Origin of the sequence: Oceanobacillus alkalisoli (assembly GCF_022213125.1) — a bacterium.
GTDB lineage: Bacteria > Bacillota > Bacilli > Bacillales > Amphibacillaceae > Oceanobacillus > Oceanobacillus alkalisoli.
Map to the genome: position 1 here is coordinate 105,976 of NZ_JAKNRA010000009.1, position 12,212 is coordinate 118,187.

Annotated in this window: 10 protein-coding genes; 3 read left to right on the top strand and 7 right to left on the bottom strand. The window is 39.0% G+C overall.

Annotation, left to right across the window (positions count from 1 at the left end; translation table 11 throughout):
* Positions 1 to 18: 18 nt before the first annotated feature.
* The 3 genes from L3V42_RS12210 to L3V42_RS12220 form a co-directional block, all read right to left on the bottom strand.
* Positions 19 to 996, bottom strand: a complete 978-nt coding sequence (locus L3V42_RS12210; protein ID WP_235763844.1) for an alpha-ketoacid dehydrogenase subunit beta — start codon at positions 994 to 996, stop codon at positions 19 to 21.
* A 3-nt stretch (positions 997 to 999) separates the two neighbouring features.
* The gene (pdhA, locus tag L3V42_RS12215) at positions 1,000 to 2,043 is read right to left on the bottom strand and encodes a pyruvate dehydrogenase (acetyl-transferring) E1 component subunit alpha (RefSeq protein WP_235763893.1); all 1,044 of its coding nucleotides are present in this window, start codon (positions 2,041 to 2,043) and stop codon (positions 1,000 to 1,002) included.
* A gap of 417 nt (positions 2,044 to 2,460) precedes the next feature.
* Complete coding sequence (locus L3V42_RS12220; RefSeq protein WP_235763845.1) at positions 2,461 to 3,120, bottom strand: YkyA family protein; 660 nt, start codon at positions 3,118 to 3,120, stop codon at positions 2,461 to 2,463.
* 345 nt (positions 3,121 to 3,465) lie between these two features.
* Between L3V42_RS12220 and def the strand changes: the two genes are divergently transcribed.
* The 3 genes from def (at position 3,466) to rnjA (ending at position 6,477) form a co-directional block, all read left to right on the top strand.
* Positions 3,466 to 4,017: a peptide deformylase gene (def, locus tag L3V42_RS12225; RefSeq protein WP_235763846.1), complete on the top strand. Its 552-nt coding sequence runs from the start codon at positions 3,466 to 3,468 to the stop codon at positions 4,015 to 4,017.
* Positions 4,018 to 4,597: 580 nt separating this feature from the next.
* The gene (locus tag L3V42_RS12230; RefSeq protein ID WP_235763847.1) at positions 4,598 to 4,807 is read left to right on the top strand and encodes a DNA-dependent RNA polymerase subunit epsilon; all 210 of its coding nucleotides are present in this window, start codon (positions 4,598 to 4,600) and stop codon (positions 4,805 to 4,807) included.
* Positions 4,808 to 4,809: 2 nt separating this feature from the next.
* A complete protein-coding gene (gene rnjA / locus L3V42_RS12235; RefSeq protein ID WP_235763848.1) occupies positions 4,810 to 6,477 on the top strand; it encodes a ribonuclease J1 in 1,668 nt (555 codons plus the stop codon).
* A gap of 39 nt (positions 6,478 to 6,516) precedes the next feature.
* Here rnjA and L3V42_RS12240 read toward each other — a convergent pair whose 3' ends face one another.
* The 4 genes from L3V42_RS12240 to cbpB form a co-directional block, all read right to left on the bottom strand.
* A complete protein-coding gene (locus L3V42_RS12240; RefSeq protein ID WP_235763849.1) occupies positions 6,517 to 7,185 on the bottom strand; it encodes a potassium channel family protein in 669 nt (222 codons plus the stop codon).
* A gap of 260 nt (positions 7,186 to 7,445) precedes the next feature.
* The gene (locus L3V42_RS12245; protein WP_238472101.1) at positions 7,446 to 9,188 is read right to left on the bottom strand and encodes an ABC transporter ATP-binding protein; all 1,743 of its coding nucleotides are present in this window, start codon (positions 9,186 to 9,188) and stop codon (positions 7,446 to 7,448) included.
* Positions 9,189 to 9,298: 110 nt separating this feature from the next.
* Positions 9,299 to 11,047 carry an ABC transporter ATP-binding protein gene (locus L3V42_RS12250; RefSeq protein ID WP_238472089.1) on the bottom strand — a complete coding sequence of 583 codons (1,749 nt, stop codon included), beginning with the start codon at positions 11,045 to 11,047 and terminating at the stop codon, positions 9,299 to 9,301.
* A gap of 484 nt (positions 11,048 to 11,531) precedes the next feature.
* A complete protein-coding gene (cbpB, locus tag L3V42_RS12255; protein ID WP_235763851.1) occupies positions 11,532 to 11,981 on the bottom strand; it encodes a cyclic-di-AMP-binding protein CbpB in 450 nt (149 codons plus the stop codon).
* Positions 11,982 to 12,212: the final 231 nt, after the last annotated feature.

Genomic DNA, 12,212 nt, shown 5'->3' on the forward strand with positions numbered 1-12,212 from the left:
CTACCTCCTATGTTGATTTTAGAAGTTTACTACTTGGTTTACTTTTTCTATTATATCCTTGTGGTTTGGAAGCCAAACTTCTTCTGCTTCTGCGAACGGGTATACAGTATCTGCCGCAGTTAGACGTAATACTGGTGCTTCTAAGTGCAGAATAGCTCTTTCTTGAATTTCTGCAACTACATTTGCTGCAACTCCAGCTTGACGCTGTGCTTCTTGAATAACTACCACACGGTTCGTCTTCTCAACAGATGCAAGGATTGTATCGTAATCGATTGGTGATACCGTACGTAAGTCGATTACTTCTGCTTCAATACCATCTTCTGCAAGCTCATCAGCCGCTTTTAGTGCTGCGTGTACCATTGCACCATAAGCAACTAGTGTAACATCTTTACCTTCGCGCTTTACAGCCGCTTTTCCTAATGGAATTGTATATCCTTCTTCCGGTACTTCTTCACGGAATGAACGGTAAAGCTTCATATGCTCAAGGAAAATTACCGGATCATTATCACGGATTGCAGAAATAAGTAATCCTTTCGCTTCGTATGGAGTAGATGGGATTACAACTTTAAGACCAGGTTGTTGTGCAACAAGCCCTTCCAGTGAATCTGCGTGAAGTTCAGGTGTATGAACTCCTCCTCCAAATGGTGCACGAACCGTAATTGGTGCTTGATGCGTACCACCAGAACGGTAACGCATTCTAGCCATTTGTCCACTAACAGAGTCCATTACTTCAAATAAGAAGCCGAAAAACTGAATTTCTGGAACTGGACGGAAACCTTGAGTAGCAAGTCCGATTGCAAGTCCTCCGATCCCTGACTCAGCAAGCGGAGTATCAAATACACGTTCTTCACCAAACTCTGCCTGCAAACCTTCTGTCGCACGGAAAACTCCACCGTTTTGTCCAACGTCTTCACCAAACACAAGTACGTTTTCATCATTCTTCAATTCGTTACGCATTGCGTCTGTAATTGCTTGAATCATTGTCATTTGCGCCATGATTTATTTCGACTCCTTTTCTTCGTAAAATTCTAACTGCTCCTGTAAGTTTTGCGGGAGCTCTTCATACATATTATTAATTAAATCCGTTACTTTTTGTTTTGGATATTGGTCGGCTTTCTTGATTGCCTCCTTAATATCTTCTCTTGCTTCTTCAATTACCTTGTTTTCATCTTCTTCGCTCCAAAGTTTTTTCCCTTCAAGGAACTTACGGAAACGTACAAGTGGATCTTTCTTTTCCCACTCTTTATCTAAGTCTTCCGAACGATAACGAGTTGGATCGTCACCTGACATCGTATGTGGACCGAAACGGTATGTCATTGTTTCAATCAATGTTGGACCTTCACCTTTCACAGCACGGTCGCGCGCATCTTTGGTCGCTGCATAAACTGCAAGCACGTCCATTCCATCTACTTGAATTCCTTCGATACCAGCTGCAACAGCTTTTTGTGCTAATGTTTTCGCAGCAGTTTGTTTTTCTACTGGAACAGAGATAGCAAAGCGGTTGTTCTGTACAACGAAAATTGCTGGAGCTTGATAAGCACCCGCCATGTTAATACCTTCATAGAAGTCACCTTGTGACGTTCCACCATCACCTGTATAAGTGATTGCAACATTTTTCGCGCCACGTAATTTCATACCAAGTGCTACGCCAGCTGCTTGTACATACTGTGCACCGATAATAATTTGCGGAGCTAATGCTTTCAAGTCATTTTCATATTGGTTTCCGTGGAAATGACCTTTCGAGAATAAGAATGCTTGATACAGTGGCAGACCGTGCCAAATAAGCTGTGGTACATCACGATATCCCGGTAAAATGAAATCTTCTTTCTCTAACGCAAAATGACTTGCCAGCTGGGAAGCTTCCTGACCTGCAGTCGGTGCGTAGAAACCTAAACGTCCTTGACGGTTAAGTGCGATTGAACGTTGGTCTAGAATTCTTGTGTAAACCATCCGACGCATAAGCTCTTTTAGCTCATCATCAGATAACTTAGGCATCGCCTTTTCATTAACAACTTTTCCATCTTCATTTAGAATCTGGAACATTTCGAACTTACTCTCAACATCTTTTAATACATGTTTCAAGGTAGTCACCTCTCCTTTATTAGTAAAATATTATTATTGGGAGTAAACACTCCCACTCCATTCATGCCCAACAACTCGGGGCGGATCTTCTTCACCTCAAACTGTTATATAGATTCCCGCAAAAAAACTAGTACAAAACCTGTACAATTAAATCTTAGCTTAAATTCCTCAATAGGTCAAACACTTTAACTTCACTTTACCCTTAATGATGTAAGCCTAACCACCAAATAATGTTATAGTACAAAATTTCTTCACGGTTCTGTCCCACCACAGTTTTAACAACATCACTAATACAGGTATAGTTTAATCTATATAGATAAAATGGGCAAAAAAACAAACCTTATGCACCAGATTCATTCTGCATAAGGTTTTAATGTATTATTCTTCTTCAAATGTCACTTCCATATTAGCCGCTTCATAAAACGCTTGTTTCAATTCATTATATCCGACCGTTAATTCATTAAACGTATCATTCGCAGTTAATATTTGTTCATATGTTGCATTTATTTTTTCAATCTGTTCATTCAATACTTCTTGTTCCACTTCTTCATCTTGCAACAAAGTATACAATTCAGTTTCTAAATCGAGCGATTGCTTGTATGCTTCATACAGATCATCATATGTAATATAACGGTCCATCATTGTCTGATACATTTCTTCGCCTTTTGTCTTTGCGTCTCCTTCTTCAAGGTCATCAAGCAGCGCTTCAATTGATTGGAATTCCTCTTTAGCCGCCTGTATGCTCTCACTTTCAACATCAATCTTTTCTTTGCGCTCCTCTATCAATGCAATAGCATCTTGCGAAAGCTTTGTAATTTCTTCAAAATCATCCATTCCCAGATCAATTACTTGAGCATAAATTTCTTGTTCCTGCTTTTCAAGCTCTGTAATCTCACTTTGCTGTGCTTCAAATTCTTGTTCAAGTACAACGGTTTCCTCTAAATGTGTATGTATTTTCTCCTCTGTACTCTCACTGCTGCACGCCGATAAGACGATGAGTAATAATCCAAACATAAGTACTGTTTTCTTCCAAGTCATAACCTTTAACCTCCTAGACATCTAATTCATGAGTATGTTTTTAGAGTATATCATAAATTAAGTTCGAACTGATAGACAATTATCATGGCCTTTCCTGGTAGCAGTCCAGACACCTTGAGACTCCGGTTAGACTTGGCGAGACCCCTTAGTGCTCAGCCTGAGGAGGCTTGTCGACCGCTCAGCAGGTGCGAGAGGTGTCTGGACTGCGGACCTCCCGTAGAAAGTGCACACTTACGCTGAATGAAAGCAATTGGCGATTTTTTTAGATGCGAAAGTTGAGCATTTCAGATATGATAAGATGGAGTAAGAAAACTGATTAATTCACTATAGTAAGGAGAAATAGATATGATTACAATGAAGGATATTGTACGTGAAGGCCACCCTTCGTTAACGAAAGTTGCTGAAGAAGTAAGACTGCCATTAACAGAAGATGAAAAGCAGCTTTTAAAAGATATGCTTACATTTCTTAAAAACAGTCAAGATGATGAAATTGCTGAAGAATATGGATTGCGTGCAGGTGTAGGTCTTGCCGCCCCGCAACTAGGGATTGAAAAGCAGATGTTCACCGTTTTTTATGTAGATGAGAAAGGCAAAGTTCATGAACATGCCCTCGTCAATCCAAAGATTGTTTCTCACTCTGTTGAAAAAACATTTCTGCCCACAGGAGAAGGTTGTTTGTCCGTGGACAGGGAAGTAGAAGGTTATGTCCCGCGTTATACAAGAATTACTGTTAAAGCTTTTGATATCGACAATAATCCAATCAAATTACGGTTGAAAGGGTATCTTGCAGTCGTATTCCAACATGAAATTGATCATTTGAATGGTATCATGTTTTACGACCGTATTAATCAAGAGAACCCGTTCCATATTCCGGAAAATTCAAAGCCCCTTGAATAATCGGAAGGTCTCCCCACCTTCCCTCTCTCTTTAATAAAGTACCTTTCAGGACAAACGTGCATAAAATAAAGTATAAATTCCGAGGAATGACAAAAAATAGGATTACCAAAACGGAAGCAGCATGACATCTTTAGATAGTTAAGGTATCCGTTCAGCGCCACTATTTCCAGGGTAGTTTTTTCCACTATTAAAAAGGGAATATGTACCTTTAAATAATATTTTTTTCCTTAATCATTTCAAATTTCATTGATTCGTACTATAATGTAGATAAGAGGATTGGATCGGTAAAATGTTTTTGCTGCTTTTCTTAATATCTGAAAGGAGACGTGTGTAAACATGTTGAAGCGCCTTAGAGAAAAGCTCAAGAAACGTTTGAAAGATTTTATAGGTCAAAAAGAACGTGTGCCTACACCTTATAAATAGAATGATTACTGTTCACCAATCAACTGGAAGTCATGCATGCTACGGAAACTTGCAGGAATTTAATAACATCGATTACATGCTAGGCGCATGACCATCGAAGCGTGCGCTCGGCATGTTTTATTTGCAATCAATATCTAAAAATGTCAGGAGAGATAATATGATATATAAGGTTTTATATCAAGAACTCGCAGATGAAGCTCCAGTTCGAGAACGGACGCAAAGTCTCTATATTGAAGCTGCTTCTGTAAGAGAAGTAAGAGAAAAATTAGACGATCGAAATTACAATGTAGAATATATTCAAGAATTAGATGAGGCACATCTAGAGTATGAAAAACAATCCGATGATTTTAAAGTGGAGAATATCTAGGTATGAAATTTGTGAAAAATGACCAAACCGCTGTCTTCGCACTAGGAGGACTGGGGGAAATTGGTAAAAATACGTATGCTGTTCAATTTCAAGATGAAATCATTATAATCGACGCTGGGATTAAATTCCCTGAGGACGAGCTTCTCGGAATTGACTATGTCATCCCTGATTATACGTATTTAGTACAAAACCAAGATAAAATTAAAGGATTATTCATCACGCACGGGCATGAGGACCATATCGGAGGGATCCCTTATCTGTTACGTGAAATCAATGTGCCGATTTATGCTGGAAAACTTGCAATAGGTTTAATCAGATCGAAACTAGAAGAACATGGTTTACTAAGAAATGCTAAGTTAATTCCAATTAAAGAAGATGATGTTATTAAATTCCGTAAGACTTCCGTTAGTTTTTTCCGGACAACTCATAGTATTCCGGATTCCTATGGGGTTGTCGTCAAAACACCTCCAGGAAATATCGTTCATACTGGGGACTATAAGTTCGATTTCACCCCAGTTGGAGAGCATGCTGATTTAACAAAAATGGCTGAGATTGGCAAAGAAGGCGTACTTTGCTTATTATCAGACAGTACAAACAGTGAAGTCCCTGGCTTCACCTTGTCTGAGAAAGTCGTCGGTCAAAATATCGATGATATATTCAGCCGTGTTGATGGCAGACTAATCTTTGCCACATTCGCATCTAATATTTATCGCTTGAGCCAAGTAATTGATTCAGCTGTAAAACACAATCGAAAAGTGGCTGTGTTTGGACGCAGTATGGAAAATGCGATTAACCTCGGGCTGGAACTCGGCTATATTCAAGCACCTAAAGACACATTTGTGGATAGTAATCAAATCAATCGCCTTCCTGCCGATGAAGTAGCGATCCTTTGTACAGGTTCTCAAGGGGAAGCAATGGCGGCTCTTTCAAGAATTGCTAACGGTACACACAAACAAGTTCAATTAATACCTGGAGACACTGTTGTATTTTCATCATCTCCAATCCCGGGAAATACAATTAGTGTTGGTCGTATCATCAATAAACTTTACCGCGCCGGTGCTGACGTAATCCACGGTAAATTAAGCAATGTGCACACGTCAGGTCACGGAGCACAAGACGAACAAAAACTGATGCTTCGTCTCATGAAACCGAAATTCTTTATGCCGATCCACGGTGAATACCGAATGTTAAAGGAACATATCAAGCTTGCAGTTGATTGTGAAATCGAGCCAAACAATTGCTTTACTCTCGACAATGGCGATGTACTCGCATTAAGCAAAGATACTGCAGAAGTAGCTGGAAAAATTCCTTCAGGTACGATTTATATTGACGGTAGCGGTATTGGCGATATCGGAAATATTGTTTTAAGAGACCGACGTATCCTTTCAGAAGAAGGTCTTGTGATTGTTGTTGTGAGCATCAATATGAAACAATTCAAGCTTGCAGCTGGGCCGGATATCATTTCCCGCGGGTTCGTCTACATGCGAGAATCAGAAGACCTTATCAAGGAAGCACAAGAGCTCGTAACGACACATTTAAATAAAGTAATGGAACGTAAGACAAGCCAGTGGTCGGAAATTAAAAATGAAATTACCGACACCATCGCACCATTCTTATACGAGCGCACAAAACGCCGCCCGATGGTCTTACCAATCATTATGGAAGTATAAATTAAAATACATTAGCAGGCAAATACCTGCTAATGTATTTTATTGTTCATCAATAATAAGATGTTTTTCAAATCGGTGGATGTCATCATCTCTTCCGATGACAAGCAATATATCCTCAGGTTCAAATATATATTCCGGACTTGGTGAGACATCGATTACCTCGCCTCTTTTAACCGCAACTACATTACAACCGAACTTTGCTCGAATATCAAGCTCAATTAATGATTCTCCAATCATTTTCCTGCCTGTTTTTACTTCGACAATGCTATGATTATCGGATAAATCGAGAAAATCGAGAATGTTATTTGAAATAATATTTTGGGCAATTCTTCTGCCCATATCTCGCTCTGGATGGATGACACGATCCACGCCAAGTTTTCGCAGTATTTTTTCATGATAATCATTTTGTGCTTTTACAGTTATTCGTTCAACATATAAATCTGTTAGGATTACGGTTGTTAATATACTTGCTTGGAGACTTTCCCCAATCGCTACGATCACATGTTCAAAATTATTGATTCCAATTTCTTTTAATGATTCTTCATCGGTTGAGTCAAGGATGACAGCATGGGATGCGATATTTTTGTATTCATTTACCTTTGCTTCGTCAATATCAATTGCGAGAACTTGCTTCCCTTCCTTGCTCAATTCCCGGCAAATACTACCACCGAACCTCCCCAAACCAATCACCGCATAATCCTTACCCATCAGTATCCCTCCAGAACTAGTCATCTTTGTAGACTTATTATAACCTCTACATAAACATTGTACAAAATTGAAAAGTGAAACTTCATTCAGTGGGGTCTCCTTCCCTATTGAATGGTAGTTGAATAGAATCAGGGAGTTACGGACTGTTTAGTCCCCACCTTCATCAATTGGGTTTCTCTCATGTTTAGAGATGGGGAGTATTACAGACCCGTTAATGCGTGATAAACACTCATGCTTTCTGCTGGAGTTCTTTTGTTTCTTTACAAGGAATCAAGCATGGTAAATTGGGATTTGACTAGTTCGTAGTATTTCCCTCGTTTGGCGATAAGCATTTGGTGATTGCCGCTTTCAAGGATTTTTCCGTTTTCCAGGACGAATATCTTGTCAGCCTCCCGAATCGTTGACAGTCGATGAGCGATAATAATGGATGTTCTTCCTCTTAAAAGCAGCTTTAATGCCTCTTGTATTCTCATCTCTGACTCTGTATCGATGCTCGCTGTTGCCTCATCTAAAATAATGATCCGCGGGTTCGCAAGTAATGCTCTTGCAAAGGAAAGTAATTGCCGCTCTCCAGCTGACAGTATGTTCCCCCGCTCTTCCACCTCTGTTCGATAACCGTTAGACAGTCGTTTAATAAAACCATCTGCCCCGACAACTTTTGCTGCTTCTATTACCTCTTTATCCGTTGCGTTCGGTCTTCCGAAGCGAATATTCTCCATTATGGTACCCGAGAAGATAAACGTATCTTGTAAAACAACACTAATCTGTTCACGGATACTTGCGAGTTCGACTTCTTGAAGATTTTTCCCGTCGATCTTAACTGCACCTTTTGTTGGATCGTAAAAGCGACTAATTAAATTGGCAATTGTTGATTTACCACTTCCTGTATGACCTACTAAAGCAATTGTTTCGCCTGCTCGGATGTCGAGTGATACTTCATGAAGAGCAATCCGTTCATCGTCATAAGAAAATTGTACATGATCAAATTGAATATGCCCTTTCATATCCTGAAAGATATACGCATTCTCTTTCTCTTTTACATTCGGCCGTTCATCAAGAAATTCAAATATACGCTCTGAGGAAGCCATCGCCATCAGCAGCTGATTATACATTTGACCTAACCGAGAAATCGGCTCCCAGAACATTCCGGTAAAATAAGCAAAAGCTACGAATGTACCGATCGCAATCCCACCATTATCTTCTCCGAGTATAATCAAATAGGAACCAAAAGCGATAAGAATGATTGTTCCGGCAGCATCACTCATATCGACAAACGGACGGAAAAATGCGCTTTTTTTCGCTGCATCTCTGAAGCTATGAAAGAATCCTTTGTTCACCCCATCAAAAAACTCAGCATTTTCTTCTTCCTGTGAGAATGATTGAGTAATACGCATACCTTGAATGGCTTCATTAAGATGGGAATTCATCCGCGACTGATTTATCCGGACATTTTGCCACGATCTGCGGATATTTCTTCTTAACTTGGTGGAAATATAAAACATGATCGGTAAAACAATTAATACAGCAATCGCTAATTTGGGACTTAAAACAATGAGGATCACCATAATTCCAATTAATGTAATGGAATCCATTAATAGATTGATGATTCCGTTTGTAAATAGTTCTTGCAGCGAGTTAATATCATTTAAAATTCGAACCAGAATCGAACCTGCTGAGCGATTATCGAAAAATCCATGGGATAAACGTTGTACGTGGGAAAATAAATGATGACGTAAATCATAAATGACATTTTGTCCAAGCTGGTTCACCCACTTAACCCGTAACGTATTGGCAAGATAATTTAACATATACAATCCGCCGATAAGCACAACGAGCCATGTCAATAATGTCGTATCCTTATTTAATATCGCAATATCAATGGCAACCTTCCCGACTAAAATCGGCACAGCCAAACGCACGAAAGTTGATACGAGCATTGCGATAACTGCTGCTGGTAAATAACTTTTCGCATAAGGTTTTAAATAAGTTAGAAGCCGCAGCATTTGCTTCCAGTTAAACGGTTTCTCAATAACTTGCTCAACAGTATAGCGAAACCGTGTCAAGTGATTTTTCTTTGTTTTACTTGTAGTTTCCAACCAAAACCCTCCTTCCATTAGTTCACAATTTGCATAATTTCTTCCCGGTCTTGGTATTGAATATCATAAATTCGGCGATATATACCGTTCATTGCAAGTAATTGATCATGGGTGCCACGTTCCCTTATTTCCCCTTCTTCTAATACTAAAATTTCATCAGCATGCTTAATGGAGGAAATGCGGTGAGCGATAATAAAGGAAGTCCTTTCTCTCATTACTTCCTTAAAAGCAGCTTGGATTTTAAACTCTGTTTCCATATCGACCGCGGAAGTAGCATCATCAAGAATCAAGATGCTCGGATTGATACAAAGTGCACGGGCTATCGCGATTCGCTGTTTTTGTCCACCGGATAACCCCATTCCTCTTTCGCCAAGTAATGTGTCATATCCTTTTGGCAAATCCATAATAAAGTCATGCGCTTGAGCGCGTTTTGCAGCATCTACCACCTGTTCGTCACTTATATCCGGCTGCCCATATGCTATATTTTCACGAATTGATGTAGAAAATAAAAAAGGCTCCTGCAAAACAAAACCAATCTGACTCCGTAATGACTTTAATTCAAAATCGGAAACCGGGTGGCCATCGATGAGCACCTTGCCCTGCTCTGCTTCATAAAACCTCGTAATCAATTGGGTAATGCTCGTTTTCCCTGAACCGGTAGCACCAATTAGACCGACGACTTTTCCAGGTGGTGCATCAAAATCAATATGTTTAAGTGCTGTATCATCATCTTCCACATATTGCAGCGAAACATCTTTGAACGTGACATGACCTTTTATGTGCTTGATGATTGGATTTTCCTTTTCCTGTACTTCCTCCTCCCGGTCAAGAATCTCAATTAATCGCTCGCCTGATGCTTTTGCTTGGGAGAACATATTAACAACAAATCCAAGGTTCATAATCGGACTAAGGATATACCAAACTAAACTGAAAAAAGCAACAAGCTCACCAAGCGCTAGTCTGTCATGAATGACAAGATAGCCTCCATATCCTAATAATGAAACGACTGCAATATTGCCGATCAGTTCCATTAACGGGAAATATTTTGCCCATAGTTTAGAGGTGAATAAGTATCGCTTCCGGTAATCATCATTACTGGAAGAAAATCTGCCGATCTCGAATTCTTCCCGTGATAGTGATTTAACTGTATTCATTCCACTAATATTTTCTTGCACCCGCGTATTCAACCTTCCAAAGGACTTCCTGACATTCCTAAATGCTGGATGCACTTGTTTATCAAATTGAAAAACAACGATTCCAAGAAACGGCATAGCAAGCATTGTGACGATGGCAAGCGGAATGGAATAGTAGAACATGACCGTTAAACTGATTCCAATCAGCAGGACAATCCGAATTAATTCCGCGAAACCAGCAGATAAAAAAAAGCGAAACCCTTCAACGTCTGCCGTCATTCTTGACATTATATCTCCGGTTTTTGAATTATCGTAATATTCAAAGGACAATGCTTGTAACTTTCCATACAATGCGTTTCTAAGATGATAAACCGACGTCATTCCGAATAACTCGCTTAAATATTGAAAAGAAAACGTAAAAATTCCTTTAATCACCATGAGACCGAAGAAAATAAGTGAAATATAAAGAATAAGTCCATATCGGTCTTTAAGTACGACTTCATCAATCGTTATTTGCAGAATGATTGGATAAACAACCGTTATACACGTCAGGATAATCAAAAAGAATAACGACCAAAGGAAATAATGCTTATGCGGCCAATAGAATTCTTTCAATCGTTTAAAAGTATCCAATTGTATACCTCCTTCTAAATTGTCAGTATATATTAATATAACGGATACCGAAATAAATAGCTATAACAATTTATTATTTTTTACTAACTTTTTTGGGACATGGGGTCAGAGGCCTCGGTCAGAGGTTTTGTCCCACTTTCTCAATATAACGTGAAACTTCAATCAGTGGGGGTTTTTTCACCCCTCACTGATCGTTAATTGATATTAGCGTCCATTATCTTACGCCTTACTATTCTCGACATGGCCTGAAGGATTGAGATGGGAAATTTACGGACGATTATATCGGGATAAAGACAAATGCCTTTTTATCCAAAAAAAATATCCCCAAATCATGAGGATATTTTTTCAGGCAGTATAGGTTAATGAATTTCATAATACGTATTTAATGCTTCACCATCACCATATGTAGTTGAGTTGGTTCGTTCCCAACTACATATGGTGATGGAAAAGCCGACTTTGGTAATTATGAAATTCATCCAGGTTATTATTTTTTATAATTTTTCATATAAATATCTTTCTTCAATTCCTTCAAAATGGCTCGTCGCGTTAAGATTCCATCAAAGTAACCATCTTCATCCACTACACAAATAAAAGCATGATCAATCAAAGCATTTAAGCCATCTACTAAATTATTGTCCCTTGTCAAACAAGGTATGTCGCAGTTCATAACTTCTTCTACGCGCATCTCCGACAAGTTTTCAATTTCAAAACGTTCCAGGCCAAGAATCTCATTTAAAATGACTGTTTTGCCAACAATACCTACTAATTTATAAGAAGAATCCAGTACGGGTACTGCCGCATAACCAGATTTCACAAGCACGAGTAAGGCGTGCTCCAGCGGATTGTTTAGTTGGACGTGAGCAACCTTTTCGGATGAAATCATTAATTCTCCTACTAGTATATTCTGTAATTCTCTTTCTTGCATGGTACTCAAAAAATTACCCCCTTCTCAAACGATACATCCATATTTTGTTCGGGTTAATTGTTATAATTTGTCCGTAAGCTATCTGCAATTTTAAATACATGTTGGCGCTATCATTTCTTGAGTAATTAATTTTTAATTATCATACGGATTAACTCTTTTACAAAGATGTTTCACTTCCATTATAGCAGATATCATGTTATATTACGAAACTCAAGTCCTAAATAATAAAAGGAGATGAAC